The sequence below is a fragment of the Providencia xihuensis genome, from assembly GCF_041953405.1.
In the GTDB taxonomy this organism is placed as follows: domain Bacteria; phylum Pseudomonadota; class Gammaproteobacteria; order Enterobacterales; family Enterobacteriaceae; genus Providencia; species Providencia vermicola.
In genome coordinates, this window is sequence record NZ_CP169565.1 from 912,701 (window position 1) to 933,346 (window position 20,646).

The window sequence follows — 20,646 nt, forward strand, 5'->3', positions numbered from 1 at the left end:
CCCAAAAGCATAACTTCAAAGCACCTAAATAGGGATTAAATAACATTAATTAAGTGATGAGTTTTAAGCTTATGCATGAATCATTGACAATTGCATTATTGCAAGCGAGAGAAACCGCAATGGGGTTCTTTCGGCCCATTTTAAAGTCGTATAATTTGACTGAACAGCAATGGCGTATCATTCGCGTTTTAGCTGATAACCGTTCAATTGATTTTCATGAGTTATCGGTTCAAACCTGTATTCTCCGTCCAAGCCTAACGGGGATCTTAACCCGTATGGAGCGCGAAGGTTTAATTTTCCGTTTAAAACCCCTGAATGACCAACGTAAACTCTACGTTTCGCTAACGCCAACAGGGCAAGAGCTGTACGATAAAGCTCGTCAGGAAGTCGAAGAAGGCTATCAAAAAATCGAACTGGCATTTTCTCCAGAGAAAATGCAACAACTGACCGCCTTGTTGGATGAGCTTATCGCTTTAGAGAGCCCAGATTATAGTAGTATCGTTGCTGATAAGAAAAAGAGCGCCTAATTTTCGTCATATTTCGAGCTCTAGCTGTGTTGGCTTCTTTCGGCTATTTGGGTCACATACTGGTGTATGCTCCCCAAACTATCCTCAATTGCCGCCTTGCTAGAGTTCGAACTATTTAGAAAATTAGTTTGTATCTAGGAAATTAGTTTGCCTTCGCCATATTTCGCACTGTGACGTTGTTGATGGCACTTGGTTAGTTGGGCCATATATTGGTGTATGCTCCCCAAACTATTCTCAATTGCCGCCTTGCTAGAGTTCGAACTATTTAGAAAATTAGTTTGTATCTAGGAAATTAGTTTGCCTTCGCCATATTTCGCACTGTGACGTTGTTGCTGGCACTTGGTTAGTTGGGCCATATGTTGGTGTATGCCCCCCAAACTATCCTCAATTGCCGCCTTGCTAGAGTTCGAACTATTTAGAAAATTAGTTTGTATCTAGGAAATTAGTTTGCCTTCGTCATATTTCGCACTGTGACGTTGTTGCTGGCACTTGGTTAGTTGGGCCATATGTTGGTGTATGTTCATCAAACTATCTTCAATTACCGCCTTCCTGCAATTCGAATTATTTAGAGTATAGCTATTACTTAAATGATTTATTTTCCCTGTAGATTCACTGAAGTCGAGCTTCACTTATACTTATTAGATAAGCTCTAAATCCCTTACTGTCATATCCTTTTTAGCATTGTGAAATTACCTGTAGAGTGACTTGTGACAAATTCTTCAACGAAATCATTCTCAATAAAATCAATCAATTGATTTCTAGCATTTGACATTGATTTTTACGGTTAAGGAGGGGTTAAACGAAATAATTTAATGAAAAAATACAAAAAACCGTATTAAACATGAAAATATTCAATTTTAGTTATGGTGGTTCTTTTTTATCTAAAAACAGATAATGATAATGAGTTACATTACGTAAAATTTACTATTAATGACGTAAACTCAAATAAAATGACAAATAATCAGGTTTTATGGTGTTTATTATTCTCAACGTTATTCATGATTTCGCCTTATGGCTATACAGAAAATCAACTGCTACCCTCGACACAAGAAAGCATTCAATTTGAACAGAAACAACGATTGGAGTCGGAGCTAAGCCAACGTAATTTATTGGAAAAACAAACTACCATCCCCATTGAGGGTGTTTTGCCTCCTCCTTCCCAAGATGAAATATGTTTCCCTATCAGCGAGATCCAATTTGTTGGTGCAACACGGCTTAGTAGCACAATACAAACCCAATTAACTTCACCTTACTTAAAACGCTGCCTCACGCTGGGTGAAATATACGAGCTCACCAAGCATGTGACTAATTATTATATGGAACAGGGGTTTATTACCTCTCAAGCCATCATTCCTGAGCAAGATTTATCCTCACATCAATTGCGCTTACAAGTCATTGAAGGGCATATTGAAACAATTGAGATTGAAAATTCCCCTGAGCGCTTAGTTCATCAAATATTTCCTCATCAACAAGGTAAAATATTAAATTTACGGAACATTGAACAGGGGTTAGAGCAACTCAACCGATTATCATCTGCCAAATACACTATCGATATCCAGCCAGGAACCCAGAATGGCTACTCTCGGATTATTATTCATCAGCAAGGGAAAAAATGGCCTATCACGAGCCAATTGAGCTTTGATAATTCAGGCATGAAAGCAACGGGAAAACAGCTACTTACTGGTAGTTTAACGGTGGACTCCCCTTTAGGGTTTGGTGAACAGTGGTCAGCCTCGGCCAATACAGATATGGATGGAAGCCCATCCCACCATAATCGTTATATTGTTGCGAATTTGAATGTGCCTTATGGCTATTGGTCTTACCGTTACCAATTTTACCGTAATAGTACGTTACAACCGTTTCAGGCATCGGGCCAGCAATACCGTTATGAAGGCAAAAACACCAATCAACAGTTTGATATCAGCCGCTTAGTTTATCGCGATGGGAAGCAACGGCTTACACTACAAAGTAGCTTAAAACATAAAAATGCGACTACGCAATTAGCGTCCCAAACCTTGACGATTAGCAGCCCAACCTTAACCGCCCTCTCGTTTACTCCGCAGTACAGCACCACGCTCGGGCAAGGTTACTTCACGTTTAACCCTGCGGCTGAATGGGGAATATCCGCCTTTGGTGCCTCACCCGACACCCTCGCGAAAGACTCACCCCGTAGCCATTACCGCAAATTTAGTCTAAGCAGTAGCTATCAGTATTTTTTTCCCAATGGTTTGACCTATCTAACCTCATTTTACGGCCAATATTCGCCCGATAATTTATACGGCATTGAACGCATCAGCATCGGCGGGCAGTACTCTGTTCGAGGCTACCATGAGCAGTCTTTAAGTGGTAACCGAGGTGGCTATTGGCGTAATGAAGTCAATAAAGACATCGCCAATACGGCAATTGGGCAACTGCGTTTTATCGGTGCATTAGATTACGGGTTTATTGCCTCAGATAAATACCACGTTGAACATGACACCCTAGCGGGGGGAGCCATTGGTCTCTCTTTTACTGGCAATAGCCTGTTTTATTCTCAGTTTTTACTCAGCAAGCCTTTGCATTATCCGTCACAACTTAAACCAGACAATTGGTCGGCCTATTGGTCTGTCTCATTTTCTCTGTAGCTTTACGTTTTTAAAGGATTATTTATGCTAAATGAACAGTTGCCTTCGCGCCCTAAGCGGCTATTAAGTTACACCATTATTTTCTTAACCGCTGTCTACCCCTTACATCCCGCTTGGGGAGCTGCCATGACAGCGGCAGATAAAAATACACAAATCAGCCAACAAAATAACGTCCCGATTATTAATATCGCCACACCAAATGGGGCAGGGATATCGCACAATAAATTTCAACAATTTAATGTTGATAAGCAAGGCGCGGTACTCAATAACGCCACTGCCAATGTGAATTCTCAAATCGCGGGGCAAATCAAAGCCAATGCCAATTTAAAGGGAAATGCTGCCAATCTGATTATCAACGAAGTCACAGGTAGTAGTCGCTCACAACTGCAAGGCAAATTAGAGGTTGCTGGCGCTAAAGCAAACGTCTTAATTGCCAATCCGAATGGCATTACCTGCAATGGCTGTAGCTTTGTGAATACCCCAGCGATTACCTTGACCACGGGGAAACCCATCCTGGATAACAAGGGTGCCTTGTCCGCGGTTGAAGTGAAAAAAGGCAGTGTGGTTATCGGTGCCAATGGCCTAAATGCCGAAGCGCAAACCTATGCCGATATTATCAGTCGCGCCACTGAACTGAATGGGCAAATCAAAGCCAAAAACCTGACTCTGATGCAAGGCACCAACCGTGTTGATTTTCAAAAAGGCACAGTGACACCCATTGCAGGTGAAGGGGCAAAACCGAGTATTTCTGTGGATACCAAGGCACTTGGGGGGATGTATGCCAACCAAGTGAAATTGGTCAGCACCGAGGCTGGGGTGGGAATTAATCTCAGCAATGTGCAAACCAACCAAAATGACCTGACGTTAACCGTCGATGGCAAAATTACCCTTGCAGGCAATATTCAAGGGAAAAAAGGCATTAATGTCAGCACCAAAAACCTGCAAATTAACGCCAATGCCAATGTGAATGCCGCCAAAGACATCACATTAGCCACCAACACCCTGACCAATAACGGAAAAGTGACCGCAGGCAAGGATATGCGTGTCTTTGCTGACAAAATCAGTAATACGGGTAATGGCGCCCTTATTCAGGCTCAAGATAATTTGTGGATGCAAAAGAATGCCAAGGGGGATTTGAGTACCTTGATTGAGAATAAATCGGGGACGATAAAAACCAATGCAGGGGACTTGATTGTTAGAAGCAAAGCGCTCGTAAATGACAGTGACTCTTCGAATATGACAGTGAAAGAATTAACGCCAAACTCTACAGATAAAAACTTACAACTTTATAAAGTTAGAGCTTACAATGATGAATATGATATTGAATTCATAGCAAAAATAACATCAAATCTACCTAGTAAATGGTTTGGTAAAGCTAATTTTGCGCAAGATAATTTAGAGTATATAGATAAAGATATTTGGGTTAATACAGGACAAACATTACTCACTTTAAATTCATTATCAAAACCAGGTGAAATAATTAGCGGTAAACACGCTTACCTCAATAGTAATAAGATAAATAACCATAATGGTCTTATTACCGCCAAGAACAATGTTATCATGACAGGAGGAGTATTAGAATATCAGCCGCGTTATAGCTATCGGGTAAATGATTTTTTCATATACAGACAGGATAAAAACCAAGACAGCATTACTCATGCAAATGGATACCCTATTCAAGGTATTTGGGTTGAAATTCCCTACAAAAAAGAGGAAGTAATCAAACAATTAATTTTTGAAAATAAAGCAAAAGACAATCAAGGAATTCGAGCAGGAAACAATTTAGTCTTGGATTTTACTCAAAAAATAATCCTGTCGCCTGCGGTTGCCTCTGAATACAACCAAGTAAATTACAGCACGACAATTCACTCGGCACCATTTTCTGCTAAAAATATGGTTATAAATACCCATCAGTTAGATATCAATAATTCAAAATTAATAGCCGACAATATAACGCTATTAAGTGAACTATTAAACATCGCAGGAAGCGAATTAAGTGCGGTAAAGTCCCTCTCACTATTAACACAAAAAGATTTAAATTTAAGTCAAAATACATTATCTGGTGCAGATATCACCCTTATTTCAAAAAATGGGAACATTTTTTTAAAAAATACTAAGTCCCCCATATTTAAAGCGCTGAACACCAATACTGGCTTAAATCAATTAACCGCGACAAACGCTCTTCTTATCAATGCTGGAAAAAGCATGATATTTGAAAATACGTTGCTTAATAAAGCCAAGACTCTGAACATTATTGCCAATGACAGTATTGTTATTCGTCGCGATGAATCCAATTTAATGAAACTCGCGGCTTCAGAGCCTACCCAAAATATCAATGAGTTACTCACGAAAACAGGAAGTTGGGTGAGTTCAGGGGAAATAAACCTCACTGCAGGTAAAAATATTGAAGCGCGAGGAATAACCTTTAACAGTGGAAAATCAATCGCTTTCAATGCAGGCCAAGATATTTTGTTAGGCTCTAAGGCAATTAAAGATGCCGACAATGTATTCAAGACCAATCGCTACCCAGAGCTACGCTCTCAACTTATTGCGAATGGCAATATCACGTTAAATGCCGCACGTGATATTGACTTGCAATCTGCTAATCTTCAATCCAAAGACAAAATTACTGCATTGTCAGGTCGTGATATTAAATTAACCGCTACCGCCTACTCTGCCATTCCCAACCCCAATGAAGATAACCAAGATGTACGTTATGTGACTTCGACACTTTCTGGTGATAAAGGCGTTACGCTGGCCACCAATGGCGCACTCACCGCACAAGGCAGCACAATCAAATCCCTAGGTGATATCACATTATCAAGCGGCGGAAATGTGCGCTTAGAGTCGGTCAAAACGAATTATCGAAAACAGTCAGGGAAAAAATTTGAAGAGCTATATCGCCAAATTGGAACTGAAATTAATAGTGGTAAAACCCTGACCATTTTGTCTGAGGGGAGCATCCTTTTCCAAGCGTCTCGTCTCGTTGCCAAAGGTGCGATGGATATTGCGGCAAAAGGTGGGTATCTCTATGCCCAAGCCATGGAAGAAACCAGCCACTATGAAGAGCAAAAGAAAAAATGCAATAAATGGACACTTTGCATCACCAAAAAAGAAGTCAAAAAAACGCGCAGTGAAACCAAAAATAAAGTCACTGAGTTTACCGCAGGTGGCGATATTAATTTGTACGCCAAAGATGATGTCACGTTAGAAGCCACCAAAATTAATGCGGGCAAGAATGCCAAAATCACCAGCCAAACCGGTAAAGTGAATTTCAAAGCGGTCAAGAACACCACTTTTGAGCAAGTAATTTCTAACTCGAAAGGGTTTTATATCACTCAACGCAACAAAGGGTATACCGAAGATAAATGGATACTGCCCGCCCTGCATATTGGTGGCAAACTGACCATCGATGCCGCAAACGGCATCACAACAGACATTAAAGCGAAAAATAATCAAAGCTTACAAAATGCCCTGAATGCCCTTGGACAAACCGAGGGTACAAAATGGCTCGCGGGTTTAAAAGACCGTAAAGATGTACAGTGGAACTTAGTTAAAGATGCCTATGACAGTTGGGATTATAAAAGCCAGAGTTTAAACCCGGTTGCTGCTGCGTTGATTATGATAACCGTTGCAGCGATGACATCGGGTACAGCTCAAAATTTTGCTGCATGGGCAGCATCAGGAACACAAGGTACAGCTCACACTATTATTTCTGGGGCAGCATACTCTGGAATGACAGCACTCTCCACGCAAGCGGCGGTCGCTCTGGCTGAAAACCAAGGAAATCTATCCAAGACACTTAATTCACTAGGCAAAAGTGATACCGTCAAATCTATTATTACCCAAATGGCGATTTCAGGAGCGCTCAATGGCCTAGACGTAAAAATGGAATGGACTAAAGGTAACCCAGCAGATGCTAAATTACCGCTATTAAGTAATGGAGATTGGAATAAGGTTGCTCAACGTGTTGCCGCGCAATCTGTGATTAGCTCAACCGTGAATACCACGATACAAGGCGGTAGTTTCACTGATAACTTTAAGAGTGCCTTACTCAGTAATATCGGGAGTCAGGTGAATGCGGAGGGAGCCAAACTTATTGGGGATAAAGGGGACATTTTAGGTCACTCAGGCAAGCTTTTAGGCCATTCTGTGGTTTCGGGTATTAGCGCTGAAATTGCAGGTGGAAATGCAAAAGGGGCAATAGTTGGTAGTCTTGCTGTTCAGTTAGCAGGAATTACGCTAAACAATAATTTAATCAATGAAAAAGAGTGGCAAAAAGATTCTGAGAAATACGCTCAATTATCCCGAGTACTGGGTGGATTTGCGGGTGCAATATTTACTGGTGAGCCAGGAGGGGTCTACAGTGGCGCGGACTCGGCAGAAAGTACCTTCAGGTTTAACCATCTACTCCACGAACTTGCCATGGATTTTGATAGAAATATGCAAAAATGTGCAGGTAATACAAGCTGTGAAGCTACACAAATAAAAAAGTATGCTATGTTCAGCATAATAAACAGTGGAAATTTAGATTTAGAAATAACTAATAACCCATTAGTTACACAAGATATCACTAAAACGAGAATATCAAATGCATTTGATTTAGCTAAAAGGCCTTACTGGGCTAGTTACCTCGGCTTTGATGTCATGCAAAATGATCTAGCAAAACAATATTTAATGTATTGGAACTCACAAGACTTAAATAAAATAAACGCAAAAACACCGGGTTGGACAAAAGCAGCAGTATTAATATCAGATCCTGAAATACAAGCATCTGTTGTTTCATTAGGTTGGATAGGAAAACAACTTATACAAAAGAGCGCCTTTACAATATCTAAACTAGGTTCTGATGAAATAACATCAGTAATAAAAAGTACGCAAACGGGTCTAAAACACCCTAATCAAGTAGATCAAATGAAAATAGACATGCTCAGTAATAACTATAAATTCACTGCGCCAGAAGGTATTATTGCTGGATATGTCGATAAAAAAGGAGTTTATTATATTTCAGAAGGCAATCATAGAATGGTAGCTGCTAAAGAAATATATATTAAAACAGGAGACTCACAGTATATTAATAAATTGATTGAAAATGGAAGGTGGACTGTAGTCGAATCCGCTCCTGTTGGAGCTAAATCATTACCATCTAGAAATTAATAGGATAATCTCATGACAAAAAGTGAAATATATATAGATATGTTATTTTGGATCCTTCCATACATAAGAAATATTCAATCTCAGGATGCAAAAATAAAATCTGAGGATTTATCATGTTACTATGAATCTGAACTAATACATAACTTGCCAAATAAAATACTAATTAATGAGTTTACTAGTGGTGATATATCATTTTTAAACTATCAAGCTAAATACTATTATGAAAACTGCACGCCAAAAATTAGTATACTTTACTCAAAAAATATTGAATATATCAAAATGTTATTTGATTTAGTACCTGATGAGTTAAAAGAGCAACTAAAATGGTTAGGTCCAAAAAATAATCCTATAGCTAATTAAAAACGAGCTTAGAATTTGCAGAGCAAAATAAAAACTATAATATTTCCATATATCAGGGAACAACAGGAAGGTGCAAGTAATGGAAATGCCGTTTTTAGTCAGTAGTGTATATCTCAATAATATACAATATATTAATGGAAAGGCCTTTTTAACTATATCCTTAAACGGTGTTAACAACGTTTTTATAGCGTATCCTGAGGATGGTGAGATATCAGTAATGAGATCGTCTGATGAACTATCAAAACTATTAATGCACCTATCACAATATGAAAGTTCGATATATAAAAAGATATTCACCTTGGTATGGGATTACGTTAAAGGCAAAGACGTAATACTTCCTGAAAAATTATTATAAAAATCAGGTAATAACAATCAGTAAGCCCCAATGATAGGGTGTAGGTAGCTCTAAGTTCAATAGAATTGAGCAAAAAAGATGGAAAAAACAGGCGGCTATATTTTTAGCCGCCTGTGAATTTTTATCGACACATTTTAGGTAACGCTTCTCTTTTTAGGCTACTTACCCAACAAGTGTAAGAAATGAATATGTTTTTCATATTGGTCGAGAATATCGTGGATGATCTGTTCTTTTGCCCAGCCCATCACATCGTAGTCTTGGCCGCCTTCTTTTAGGTGAATTTCGGCGCGGTAATAACGTTGTTCTTCACTCTTTTCTTCATCACTTTCTGTGCCCATACCGGCTAAGGCAAAAGACGGCTGAATATAATAACGGAGGCGAACTTCGTAGAAAAAGTTCATATCGTCGCCTAAATCCACTTCAAAACCAATACGGTCATCTTTGTCTGTGTGAATATGGCAAACTGTGCCTTGCTTCGCTAATTCCTCAGAAACCATCTCCATTGACGGCTTAACGGACTCTTCCATAAAGCGCTTCACATGGGCACGCTTAGGGAAATAGACAATATTACGTAAGCGGCGTTGCCATGGGATTGGGTTACGGCTTGCCGTAGGTGCAATGGTGGCTAATTGTTGGCTATCCCGTTTATAAGCATCTACTCGCAGTGCTTTAAATAACCCATAAATAGAGGCAAGCAGGACCATTGCAAACGGCAAGGCACTGGCAATGGTTAAAGTTTGCAGCGCTTGTAGCCCCCCCGCCAGCAGCATGGTGATGGCGACGACGCCCATTAATCCTGCCCAGAAAATACGTTGCCAAATTGGGGTATTGGAGTCGCCGCCAGAAGCCAATGTATCGACCACCATCGCCCCTGAATCTGCAGAAGTGACAAAGAACACCACCACCATCAACATGGCAAAAAATGATAGCACTGAAGAGAATGGGAAATAATTTAGGAATTCAAACAGGGCAAGGGAGACATCCGATTGCACGGTTTCGGCAAGCTTTACTGCCCCTTGATTTTTGATAAGGTCAATGGCGGTATTACCGAAGAATGTCATCCACATTAATGTGAACCCAGCAGGCACGAATAACACGCCCATAACAAACTCACGGATAGTACGACCACGGGAAATTCGGGCGATAAACATCCCCACAAACGGTGACCATGATAACCACCAACCCCAATACAGTAACGTCCAGCCACCTAACCAATCGCTTGATTTAGGTTCATAAGCGTACAAATTAAAGGTTTTGGTCACAATTTCAGAAAGATAACCACCTGTATTTTCCACAAACGATTTTAATAACAGAACAGTCGGCCCCAGTATCACAATCAGCAGTAGCAGCAAGAACGCGAGACCTAGGTTAAGTTCTGATAAAATGCGGATGCCTTTATCCAGCCCAGAGACCACAGAAAGCGTTGCCAGTGCGGTAAAGGTGACAATTAGCCCAACTTGTACCATCTCATTTACTGGCAACCCAAATAAGTGATTTAAGCCTGCATTGACCTGTAATACACCAAAGCCTAATGAAGTAGCGACACCAAACACCGTACCAACAACCGCAAAAATATCAACAGCATGGCCAATAGGGCCATAGATACGTTCACCGATAATAGGGTACAGAGCAGAGCGTAAGGTCAGTGGTAACCCGTGGCGATAGCTAAAAAACGCTAAAATTAAGGCAACAATGGCATAAATCGCCCAAGCGTGTAACCCCCAGTGGAAGAAGGTCAAACGCATAGCTTCCTTAGCTGCCTCAACAGTTTGTGCATCACCCACTGGTGGGTTGAGGTAATGCATCACGGGTTCAGCGACCCCAAAGAACATCAAACCAATTCCCATACCTGCGGAAAACAGCATGGCAAACCACGACACATAACTAAAATTTGGCTGCGCATGGTCTGGCCCTAGCTTTATTTGCCCATAGCGGGAGAGTCCCAGATAAGTCACACTCAGTAGGATGATGGCTACAGCAAGGATGTAGAACCAACTGGCGTTGTTAAACAAGTTTTGTTGAAGATGACTTAGATGAGATTCTGCGACTTTTGGCATTAGTGCGGCAAAGCCGACAATAACCAAAATGATAATAGCAGAGCTATAAAATACAGGGGGGCTAATTTTAGAACGAACTTTTTTCGAATCAGTATCAATTTGACTCATAACAACCTTCTTTTGTTTTATTTTATTTTTGGCATACCAAGAGCGAGAACGGTATGCAACGACCAGTCCTTCTTAATGAAACAATGGATAATTGCGAAAATATTCCCTAAGGGAACGTAATAGAAAGAACAATAAAAACGCGTTATACGTGGTGTTGTTGGCAGTGAAAACGGCCGAAAAAAACATAAATGTCGAGTCTTTGCTACCTCAGTAAGTTAAAAAATAGTCGGTTATACTGCCATGATATGGATGAATGATCAACAATAGTGGGGAATAAGATTAGAAAGACAGATAAAATATCGTGTTAATTATCAATTTATTAATAATTAAGAATGATAAATTTATATGTTTTACCAATAAGTTAAAGAAGATAGATGAAAGAGGATATTAACTTGCAAAAAATAGCCAATTCTTTGATAAGAAAAGTGTGTTACCTTAATTGGCTATCCTTACTACCACGCCGATTGTAACCACTAAAGGCGGCTTGTTTTTTGTCTAGTTCAGATTGGCAATTTAGACAGAGTTTCACGCCTAATACCGCCAAACGGCGCGCTTCAGGAATAGGTTCTCCACACTCCTCACAAAATTCAGCACTTTCACCTGAAGGCAACTGGCCACGTGCTTTCGCAATCGCGTCATCGAGCGTGGCATCAATTTGTTCCTGCACCGCATTTTCATTTGCCCAGCCGTTCGCCATAGTATACCTCTAATTGGTTAATAATTGACCTTATCTTAATATGGCGGCGAGAAAATTAATTTCAAGGGCAAAGTTAACGGTTTAAAGATAAGCTCATAAAAATATGATCCATGCCATCTTCATCGTACATTTCCCCTTCGGTTTGATAACCTAGGCTTTGGTAGAATGAGATAGCAGTGTGTTGGGCAGAAAGGCCGATTTTTTGATACTGGTTTGCAGTACCATATTGCTGGACAAACTTCATCATTTCACGGCCTAAGCCTTTACCGCGATGCGATTTTTGCACTGCAACACGGCCTACTTTGATCAACCCATTATCTAACAATACACAACGCAAAACGGCTGCAGGCTGCTGGTTTAAATATAAAACGACATGCAGTGCTGTATCATCATACTCATCAATATCGATTTCAGCGGGGAACCCCTGTTCTTGGGTAAAGACTTGTTGGCGTAGGTCAAAGGCATCTGCGACTAATGCAGGGTTTGCATGGCCAAGGCTGTGTTTGATTTCCATGGTGAGTCCTAGTATTGACGTCATAAAATGAAAGAAGGTTTACTATATAACGAGATAGCCGTTGGAACAGGTAGGTTTTGGTGCTTTTTAGTATGGGAATAGATAAAACAGGCAAATGCAGGCGAAAAAACCTGCATTTGGGGGCATGAGTCAGTGCGATTACAGCGTTTTACTCTCGCACTTTTTTAAACATTACTTATTCTCTGTTTTAGCATCATTTTCAGCTTTGATGGATTCTGTTTTCTCTTTCACATCAGTTGCAATTTCATCCGCTTTATTAATGGCATCAGTTTTAACTTCTTGGCTAAGATCAGAAGCATTTTGTTTCAGCTCCTCAGCTTTATTTTTTGTCTCTTCAGCAAGTTCATTGGCTTTTTGTTCACCATCAGCTTTGAGTTGCTGAGCTTTTTCTTCAGCTTGCTTAACAGTATCGCTGGGTTTAGATGAATCATCACAGCCTGTTATGACAGTAAATAGGCCGACAAAAAATAATGAAGCGATGATTTTCTTATTCATAAATATGTCCTTAGAATAAAATGAGTTTAAAACCATTTTTCAGCATTGATATTTATGCTTATATTTTAATATAGCTGGTTTTAAGATTTTTATAAAATCAATAGGTGAATTTTTGAAATATTAAAAGGATGTTTGGTTGTCTGATATCATTAATTACAACCTTGTGCTGAATGTGCGTGGTTTTTAATGACTCGTGAAGTCATTACATCTAAAGGGGCGTAAACAGGCTAAACTGATTGTACAAGCACAAGAAGTAAAAAATGTTTTGAATTAGATAATATAAAAGGTAGCAATATGACGTACTATTATTCGTTTATCATTTTAAAGTTCATTATTGGTTTCGCTATCGTTATTACTCATATGAATTTGTCTGGAAAAACGCAGCTCTCTCAAATGACACCAATTGATTTCATTGGTAATTTTGTCTTAGGGGGAATTATCGGAGGGGTGATCTACAGTGATACAATACCATTGTATCAATATATAACGATCTTAATAATCGGTGTTTTATTGATTAGTTCTTTGAATTTATTAACAAAGAAAGTGAATTTTTTCCGTAATGTCGCAATTGGTAACCCAATACCGATTATTAAAAAGGGGCAATTCATTATGGAAAATATATTAAAGAAAAAAAATAAAATAGATATCATCAATATCTCATCACGCATTCATGCTCAAGGTATTCATTCATTTCAAGAAATTTACTACGCACAAATCGAACCTGACGGGCAGCTCACCATCATTTGTGATGAAAAAAATATGCCTTCGGTACTTTTAATGAAAGATGGCGTGATAAGAACCAGTGAGTTGGAATCGATAGAAAGGGATGAAGCTTGGTTAAAACAACAGATTGAATTTCAAGGTATTGAATCGCTCGATGATATTTTCTTAGCGGAGTTCTGGCGTGGTGAAGTCAGTTTTATTTTGCAAGATGGCAAAATAAACCGCGAAGGTACACATGAACTAAAAAGCATTGCTTAAGATAGGCAAGTAGATGAAATGCAATGCACTCCACCTACTTGTTATGACATTATTTCTTCAAATCATCATAAAGCATGATTGAGGATTTATTATCAGGGTCGCCGATGTAACGAGGCTGAGGTTTAAACTCTGTGCTAAACAAGCTCTTTTCTGGTTCATAACCTGTGTAGTTAAAGCCTGCTAAGTCAGACCATGCATAGATGAAATCCATCGTGCTGAATGGGCGAGTTGTTTTTTCTTTTAAATCAAACTGATGGGTACTTAACCATTCAGGTGATTGCCAAACAAGGAATGGCACATTGTAGATAACCTTGCTTGGCTTACCTTCGCTACGGCCTAACATTTCATGTGGTGGTGTATCATAGACATCTTCTCCGTGGTCAGAGAAAAAGACTAAGAAGCCATTTTCTTTAGAAGAATCAAAGTCTTTAATTAAGGTTGACACCACATAATCATTATAATGCTGTGCATTATCATACGCGTTGTAATCTTTGACTTGGTCATCTTTCAGGTTAGCAGGTACCAGGCTGTCTCTTTGCGTAAATATCGCTTTATCTTCTGGGTAGCGGAATTCATAACGCATATGTGTGCCTAGCAGGTGTACAACGATAAATTTCTTTTCCGCAGGGTCAGCAAGTGCTTCTTTGAAAGGATCAAATACCACGTCATCATAGATACGTGAACTCTGAGCCATATCATTATTGAGGTAATACTGCTTATCCGTTTGGCGAGAGAAGGCCGTCAGTAAGGTATTTCGCTCAGTCATAGTTTGCTGATTGGTGATCCAGAACGTTTTAAAGCCCGCTTGCTTCATCATATTCATGATAGAAGGGCGAGAGTTAAACAGTTCAGGCTCTGTCTGGGTGGCAAACGTCAGAATTTGTTGTAGCGCTTCAATGGTATATGGGCGTGGCGTTACCACATCATTAAATACCGATAAGTTAGCAGGATAGTCTTTTGCAAGTTCTACTAATTCTGGCGTCGTTGGGCGCTGATAACCGTATAAACTCATTCTATCGCGGCTGGTGGACTCACCAATCACTAATACAAAGGTACGTGGCGTGTTGCCATTGGCATCGACAAAGTTGGCGAGCGGTGGAATTTTACTGTTGTCTCTGATCAACTCCTCCATATTAGCTAACTGGTTTTTATAGAGAAAGTAACCACTAACAAACTGCCATGGTGCTGCATAGGCCAGTTTGCTATTTACATAAGAAGCCACATTGGCTAGTGGTCTATCTTGTTTGATGCCTTTGTTGTAATACGGCACACCAAACAAAATGATCAATATTAGCAAGGAAACAACCACGTTGCCTTTTTTCGGTATATAAACGGGTTTTAGGCGTGACCACAAGAAAATAGCCACTAAGGTGTAGGCAAGAATGATGCCGACGACTTTAAAACTAAAGTATTGTTTGAGGAATTCCCCTGCTTCATTGGTATTGGTTTCAAACATCACAAACATAACGCTCTGTGAGATTTGGTGGCCGTAAACCACAAAGTAAGCGAGGGCGACGACAGAAGATAGCCACAAGATAACCCCAATAACGCCTGCAATAAGCTTAATTTTCCGAGGGAAAAGTAGCGCGGGAATTAGCCATAAAGAGCTATACAGCAGTGAATCCCTTAACCCGATACTGTTACTTTGGCCTGTGACGACCACATATAGTTGCAATAACGACGAGAAATACCAAAAGTAGATTAATAGCCAGAGTAGTGATAACCAGCTAAATCTCTCTGTGCGTGTAGTGTTAAGCATAGTGTTTTTAAACTCTTATTTTCTTTAATCGCTAAGTAATATTGAAAAATAATTGAGAAATCGGTGTTTAGATTTACAGGTCAAACTTAAGTTCAAAATAGTTTGGCCATGATCACTAATATTTAAGTATTCTTTAATGTTTTGTTTTTTCAGCAAAATGGAAGTGAGATTAACTCATTTTAGCCCATCACCGAATGAGGTGACTTCCAATTATAGACGATGTTTTATCATTCATAATCTAAATGTCCCGATAACGAATGACGATTTGTTATCGGGCAAACGGAATTGATATTATCTTTTGTTATATTTATGGTATATAAAAAGTTTTAATGGTTTGCTAAAAAAGGATGAAAGTCAGTCATGTTAGATAACGCGTTTGTGGCTTTTTTGAGATCATCCTTAACGATCAGGATAGTGCTTTCTATCTTGATCATCATTGATGGTTCGATGATTTTAAAGCCTGTTTTAAGTGCATATACGGACTACATTGACTGGCGTGAAAATGGTTTTACCGAGTGGTTGAAATCATTAGGGTTTATGAAATTATTAGATATTCCGCGTTTTTTACTTGGTATTTCACTCATTTTTCTTTCTCTCTTTATGTTAAATGGCGCGCGTATCGCGTGGATTTTCTCTCTATTTTTATTAGGGATCATTTCATTTGTTGATTTACGACTAGCCCAAGAAAATATTCACCAAGGTTATTTTTCTTTGGCCTTATTTGTTGCACTGGGATTATTTTGGAAGCTTTACCACCATCACAGCTTAACCAGCGCGGGGTTTGTGGCAATTACCTGTATTATTTCATTATTGTTATATTCCATTTTCGGTACTTTATATATTGGCAATGAGTTCCTACCCGTCGTGAAAGATGGTACAACGGCCTTCTATTTCGCACTGGTGTGCATGACGACAGTTGGCTTTGGCGACATTGTGCCCGTGACGTTAGATGCGCGGGTATTTACCGTGACTGTCATTATTCTAGGTATTACTATTTTCACCACTTCAGTTGTGTATGTTGTTGGCGTATTGGCAAAAGGCACAAAAGAAATTGTGCGTAAGAGGTTTTCATATATGAAAAATCATTATGTGGTGATTGGTAGTACGCCAATGGCGGTCAATGTGTATCAAGGATTAAAAAAACGCGAGCTACCTGTAGCCGTTATTTGTCAAGAGAATCACCGTAGCCATTACCCTGAAAAAGACAATATTGTCACAGGTGATCCAACCAGCTCTGAGCTACTTGCCGCCGCCAATGTCAAACATGCGAAGTGTGTGTTGATCATGACTGACAGTGACTCACTTAGCACATTTGCTTTGTTAGGCGTGAGGGAGTTAGCGGGCAGCGATAGCACAGTAAAAACCGTTGTATTGATCAATCAAGAAAGCAATATGGATAAAATCCGCTTGCTTAAACCCGACATGTTATTTTCTCTATCCACTTTAGGCTCTGAAGTTTTGATGCAAGTGCTTTGCGGTGAAGCAATATCGAGTGACTCCATCAGTGATATGCTGTTGAACAAAATTGCCAAATCTTAGAATAAAAAACAGGAAATCAACGGCATGCTAAGTGCACAACAAGTCAGTTGCCATCGTCAAAATCGCATTTTATTTCAACAGCTCGATTTTACCGTTCAACCGAGTGAAATTTTGCAGGTTGAAGGGCCTAATGGCGCGGGAAAAACCACGCTTTTACGAATGATGGCTGGGCTACTTAAGCCTGATGAGGGCGAGGTATGTTGGCAAAATCAACCGATTGACAAACTTAAAGAAGAATTTACTCGCCATTTGCTGTATTTAGGCCACAAACCTGCTGTTAAATCGTTACTCACGCCGTATGAAAACCTCAAGTTTTATCATCAAATGCACCATAAAGGGCCTGAAGGGGATAGCATATGGCAGGCTTTAGAGGAAGTTTCGTTGATTGGCTTTGAAGATATTCCTGTGAACCAGCTTTCTGCAGGGCAGCAGCGCCGTGTGAACTTAGCACGCTTGTGGTTAAGTGAAGCACCATTGTGGATCCTAGATGAGCCTTTTACCGCAATTGATGTGGCAGGGGTTGAACGGTTAACGATGCGTTTTCATCAACATGCTAATCAAGGGGGGATTATTTTGTTTACCTCTCATCAGGCGATGTCAGGGCGATTTGGCTCATTAAAACTGACGGGTGGAGGTGAATCATGTTTTGGTTATTAATTAAACGAGAATTGAAAATTGCCTTTCGCAGTTTTTCTGAGTTAGTTAACCCACTGTGGTTTTTCTTGATTGTCATTACGCTTTTTCCGCTGAGTATTGGGCCAGAGCCACAGCTATTATCACGTATTTCTGTAGGGGTTTTTTGGGTTGCTGCCATTTTATCATCTTTACTTTCTTTAGAGCGTTTATTTAAAGATGATTATCTTGATGGCTCCCTTGAGCAGCTATTGTTGGCACCTCATCCCTTGTTTATCACTGTTTTTGCAAAAGTGATTGCACACTGGTTAGTGACGGGTTTACCGCTGATTTTATTGTCACCAATCGCTGCATTGATGTTGTCATTTACTAGCGATACCCTAATGGTATTAGCGGGAACATTACTACTGGGAACGCCTGTTTTAAGCTTTATTGGCGCGATAGGTGCAGCACTGACGGTGTCATTAAAAAAAGGTGGCGTGTTAGTTAGTTTGCTGGTATTGCCTTTATATATTCCTGTGTTGATTTATGCGACAGGTACCATGGAAGCGCACAGTTTCAAAATGCCATTAGATGGCTATTTTGCCATTCTCGCTGCATTATTTGCCGCAAGTATTACTTTCTCCCCTTTAGCGATTGCAGCAGCATTGAAAATCAATATTAGCAATAGCTAAAAATCACATCATTTATCTTTAAATAAGGGTGAATTATTGCCCTTATCGCCCTTTCTTAGTTATTTTCACTCATCAAGCTCTAGTTCACAATAAAATCTAAATCAATAAGATATATTTACTCATTTTTTGGGTGGCTATTAGTTATTTTTTATTTTTTTAACGTAACAATAATGGTGGAAATAATTTTTATGCCAAGTTAATAAGGTTTATCAGTGAACTTAACGCCGTTTAAATAAGCTGGTTTTTCTATTGTTTTTTTTATGAAAAACTTTTTTACAGTTTAATATTACATTTAAATCAATTCATTAAATAAAATACTAAAGGGTGTAATAAAAATGCAGGGGCTAGTCCGATTGTAATTTAAGTCAAATTGTGTAAAGTTGCGTATATTGACTTAACTCAAATCATAGTGATTAATAAAAATAATGTTTTTAAAGCGTAATTTTATCTATGGATCAATTTTATTTACCTTTTGTTTTCCTACCGTCGCAAAAGACTCACTATTGAAGCCTGATAATACAGATAACTTATTTAATCGGCAGACGCAGCAGCAGCAAGCGCAACAACAACAGTTTGACGCGAAGTCTCCTGATGTCAGCTTGCTTTCACCTATTGCAAAAACACAGTTGCAATTCCCTGAGGAAACCCCCTGCTTTGTGATTAGACAAGTTGAAATCACAGGGCAAGAAGGCTTACCTCATTGGGTTCCTGTACAACGTTTAGCCAATCAGGCGGTTGGGCATTGTATTGGTATTGATGGTATCAATCTCTTAATTACCGACGTGCAGAATCGTTTGATCAGTCATGGCTGGATCACTTCACGAGTGTTGGTACCTGAGCAAGATTTATCTACGGGCACACTTAAATTGGTGGTGCTACCTGGTAAGGTACAAAAAGTTCTCTTTACTGATAACTCATCTCAATACAGCACGTTATATACCGCGATGCCAGCGCATTCGGGAAATTTATTAGATTTGCGTGATATTGAGCAAGGCCTCGAAAATTTACAACGCTTACCAACGGTACAAGCTTCAATGGAAATGATCCCTGGGGATGGGCCAGGCGAAACGCAAATTGTGATTAATCGGCAACAATCACGCTATTGGCATGCGAGCGCATGGGCAGATAACACAGGGTCAAAAAGTACGGGTAAAAACCAAGCTGGTATCATGCTTGCCTTGGATAATCCGACCTCACTGAGCGATCTTTTCTACATTACTGCAACTCGTGACTTGAGCTTTTCAAGTAGCAAGGATACGACGAACTACAGTGCCCACTATTCTGTTCCTTTTGGTTATTGGCAATTTGCGACCACGGCGAGTGATTATGAATATACACAAACAATTGCTGGTATGAATGATGATATTCAATATCGTGGAAAAAGTAAGAGCTTAAACTTGCAGCTCAGCAATGTGTTATATCGTGATGCAACAGCAAAAACGACGGCAACGTATGATGTTAACTTACGCGAAACACGTAACTTTGTTCGTGATACCGAAATTGAAAACCAAAAGCGCCGTACTACCTCTTGGAAACTGGGTCTCAACCATCGTCAATATATCGGGCAGTCAACGATCACCGCTGGCGCAAGCTATCAACATGGAACGCGTTGGTTTGGTGCGATGCCTGCTTTTGAAGAAACGAACGATCCCAACTCAAGGGAATATGCCACTGCACTGGCAAAAGTGATGCAATTTTCAGCCTCCGCAAGTATTCCTTTTCGTGTTTCAGACCAACAACTGCGTTTTGAAACTCAATATTTACGCCAAATTAGTGACAGACAGCTAACTCCTCAAGATCAATTCAGTATCGGTAACCGCTGGACGGTTCGCGGCTTTGATGGGGAACGAACTCTCAGTGCAGACCAAGGATGGACGCTAAGAAATACCCTTTCATGGGTAACACCGCTCCCGAACCAAGAGCTCTATCTTGGGGCTGATTATGGGGAAATTGGTGGACACGGTACATACCGTAATCTTGGCAATCACCTAGCGGGGGGCGCAATTGGTCTGAGGGGAGCAATCAGTGCGGCTAACCTCAGCTACGACCTCTCTATTGGTACGCCATTCTCTAAACCTGACGGATTTAAAACGGATCCGGCGACGTTTGCATTTTCTGTTAATTGGAATTATTAAGGTATCTCAG

General features: G+C 39.9%; 15 protein-coding genes. 10 read left to right on the top strand and 5 right to left on the bottom strand.

Going from position 1 to position 20,646, the window contains the following annotated elements; genetic code table 11:
- Window positions 1-71: 71 nt before the first annotated feature.
- From hpaR to ACE2AL_RS03980, 5 genes are all read left to right on the top strand, one after another.
- Complete coding sequence (hpaR, locus tag ACE2AL_RS03960) at window positions 72-527, top strand: homoprotocatechuate degradation operon regulator HpaR (protein ID WP_206084687.1); 456 nt, start codon at window positions 72-74, stop codon at window positions 525-527.
- Between the two features lie 950 nt (window positions 528-1,477).
- The gene (locus tag ACE2AL_RS03965) at window positions 1,478-3,151 is read left to right on the top strand and encodes a ShlB/FhaC/HecB family hemolysin secretion/activation protein (protein WP_375084012.1); all 1,674 of its coding nucleotides are present in this window, start codon (window positions 1,478-1,480) and stop codon (window positions 3,149-3,151) included.
- Between the two features lie 24 nt (window positions 3,152-3,175).
- A complete protein-coding gene (locus ACE2AL_RS03970) occupies window positions 3,176-8,308 on the top strand; it encodes a DUF637 domain-containing protein (protein ID WP_375084013.1) in 5,133 nt (1,710 codons plus the stop codon).
- Between the two features lie 12 nt (window positions 8,309-8,320).
- A complete protein-coding gene (locus ACE2AL_RS03975; protein ID WP_272539030.1) occupies window positions 8,321-8,668 on the top strand; it encodes a zinc ABC transporter substrate-binding protein in 348 nt (115 codons plus the stop codon).
- A 79-nt stretch (window positions 8,669-8,747) separates the two neighbouring features.
- Window positions 8,748-9,023, top strand: coding sequence for a hypothetical protein (locus ACE2AL_RS03980; RefSeq protein ID WP_272539031.1), 276 nt, complete (start codon window positions 8,748-8,750; stop codon window positions 9,021-9,023).
- Window positions 9,024-9,181: 158 nt separating this feature from the next.
- Here the strand turns inward: ACE2AL_RS03980 and ACE2AL_RS03985 are convergent, their stop codons facing one another.
- From ACE2AL_RS03985 to ACE2AL_RS04000, 4 genes are all read right to left on the bottom strand, one after another.
- A complete protein-coding gene (locus ACE2AL_RS03985) occupies window positions 9,182-11,188 on the bottom strand; it encodes a choline BCCT transporter BetT (protein ID WP_206084691.1) in 2,007 nt (668 codons plus the stop codon).
- A 430-nt stretch (window positions 11,189-11,618) separates the two neighbouring features.
- A complete protein-coding gene (locus tag ACE2AL_RS03990; protein ID WP_272539032.1) occupies window positions 11,619-11,885 on the bottom strand; it encodes a DksA/TraR family C4-type zinc finger protein in 267 nt (88 codons plus the stop codon).
- Window positions 11,886-11,958: 73 nt separating this feature from the next.
- Window positions 11,959-12,399 carry a GNAT family N-acetyltransferase gene (locus ACE2AL_RS03995; RefSeq protein ID WP_272574236.1) on the bottom strand — a complete coding sequence of 147 codons (441 nt, stop codon included), beginning with the start codon at window positions 12,397-12,399 and terminating at the stop codon, window positions 11,959-11,961.
- 192 nt (window positions 12,400-12,591) lie between these two features.
- Entirely contained in the window at window positions 12,592-12,915 is a 324-nt protein-coding gene (locus tag ACE2AL_RS04000; RefSeq protein ID WP_206084694.1) for a hypothetical protein, read from the bottom strand.
- Between the two features lie 294 nt (window positions 12,916-13,209).
- On the opposite strand from ACE2AL_RS04000, the gene ACE2AL_RS04005 reads away from it, so the two are divergent.
- The gene (locus tag ACE2AL_RS04005; protein WP_206084695.1) at window positions 13,210-13,896 is read left to right on the top strand and encodes a DUF421 domain-containing protein; all 687 of its coding nucleotides are present in this window, start codon (window positions 13,210-13,212) and stop codon (window positions 13,894-13,896) included.
- Between the two features lie 49 nt (window positions 13,897-13,945).
- Here the strand turns inward: ACE2AL_RS04005 and cptA are convergent, their stop codons facing one another.
- Entirely contained in the window at window positions 13,946-15,655 is a 1,710-nt protein-coding gene (gene cptA, locus ACE2AL_RS04010; RefSeq protein WP_206084696.1) for a phosphoethanolamine transferase CptA, read from the bottom strand.
- A 360-nt stretch (window positions 15,656-16,015) separates the two neighbouring features.
- Between cptA and ACE2AL_RS04015 the strand changes: the two genes are divergently transcribed.
- The 4 genes from ACE2AL_RS04015 (at window position 16,016) to ACE2AL_RS04030 (ending at window position 20,636) form a co-directional block, all read left to right on the top strand.
- Entirely contained in the window at window positions 16,016-17,194 is a 1,179-nt protein-coding gene (locus tag ACE2AL_RS04015) for an ion channel (RefSeq protein WP_206084697.1), read from the top strand.
- Window positions 17,195-17,218: 24 nt separating this feature from the next.
- Window positions 17,219-17,851 carry a cytochrome c biogenesis heme-transporting ATPase CcmA gene (gene ccmA / locus ACE2AL_RS04020; protein ID WP_272539034.1) on the top strand — a complete coding sequence of 211 codons (633 nt, stop codon included), beginning with the start codon at window positions 17,219-17,221 and terminating at the stop codon, window positions 17,849-17,851.
- Entirely contained in the window at window positions 17,836-18,501 is a 666-nt protein-coding gene (gene ccmB / locus ACE2AL_RS04025; RefSeq protein WP_206084699.1) for a heme exporter protein CcmB, read from the top strand. The genes ccmA and ccmB overlap by 16 nt, the downstream gene beginning before the upstream one ends.
- A gap of 425 nt (window positions 18,502-18,926) precedes the next feature.
- Entirely contained in the window at window positions 18,927-20,636 is a 1,710-nt protein-coding gene (locus ACE2AL_RS04030) for a ShlB/FhaC/HecB family hemolysin secretion/activation protein (RefSeq protein WP_375084015.1), read from the top strand.
- Window positions 20,637-20,646: the final 10 nt, after the last annotated feature.

What these genes read in the sequence shown, in the direction of transcription:
- ACE2AL_RS03990 (WP_272539032.1), bottom strand. Translation starts at nt 11,885, where the DNA reads ATGGCGAACGGCTGGGCAAATGAAAATGCGGTGCAGGAACAAATTGAT.
- cptA (WP_206084696.1), bottom strand. Translation starts at nt 15,655, where the DNA reads ATGCTTAACACTACACGCACAGAGAGATTTAGCTGGTTATCACTACTC.
- ACE2AL_RS04030 (WP_375084015.1), top strand. Translation starts at nt 18,927, where the DNA reads ATGTTTTTAAAGCGTAATTTTATCTATGGATCAATTTTATTTACCTTT.
- ACE2AL_RS03965 (WP_375084012.1), top strand. Translation starts at nt 1,478, where the DNA reads ATGACAAATAATCAGGTTTTATGGTGTTTATTATTCTCAACGTTATTC.
- ccmA (WP_272539034.1), top strand. Translation starts at nt 17,219, where the DNA reads ATGCTAAGTGCACAACAAGTCAGTTGCCATCGTCAAAATCGCATTTTA.
- ACE2AL_RS04000 (WP_206084694.1), bottom strand. Translation starts at nt 12,915, where the DNA reads ATGAATAAGAAAATCATCGCTTCATTATTTTTTGTCGGCCTATTTACT.
- ACE2AL_RS04005 (WP_206084695.1), top strand. Translation starts at nt 13,210, where the DNA reads ATGACGTACTATTATTCGTTTATCATTTTAAAGTTCATTATTGGTTTC.
- ccmB (WP_206084699.1), top strand. Translation starts at nt 17,836, where the DNA reads ATGTTTTGGTTATTAATTAAACGAGAATTGAAAATTGCCTTTCGCAGT.
- ACE2AL_RS04015 (WP_206084697.1), top strand. Translation starts at nt 16,016, where the DNA reads ATGTTAGATAACGCGTTTGTGGCTTTTTTGAGATCATCCTTAACGATC.
- ACE2AL_RS03975 (WP_272539030.1), top strand. Translation starts at nt 8,321, where the DNA reads ATGACAAAAAGTGAAATATATATAGATATGTTATTTTGGATCCTTCCA.
- ACE2AL_RS03995 (WP_272574236.1), bottom strand. Translation starts at nt 12,399, where the DNA reads ATGGAAATCAAACACAGCCTTGGCCATGCAAACCCTGCATTAGTCGCA.
- hpaR (WP_206084687.1), top strand. Translation starts at nt 72, where the DNA reads ATGCATGAATCATTGACAATTGCATTATTGCAAGCGAGAGAAACCGCA.
- ACE2AL_RS03985 (WP_206084691.1), bottom strand. Translation starts at nt 11,188, where the DNA reads ATGAGTCAAATTGATACTGATTCGAAAAAAGTTCGTTCTAAAATTAGC.
- ACE2AL_RS03970 (WP_375084013.1), top strand. Translation starts at nt 3,176, where the DNA reads ATGCTAAATGAACAGTTGCCTTCGCGCCCTAAGCGGCTATTAAGTTAC.
- ACE2AL_RS03980 (WP_272539031.1), top strand. Translation starts at nt 8,748, where the DNA reads ATGGAAATGCCGTTTTTAGTCAGTAGTGTATATCTCAATAATATACAA.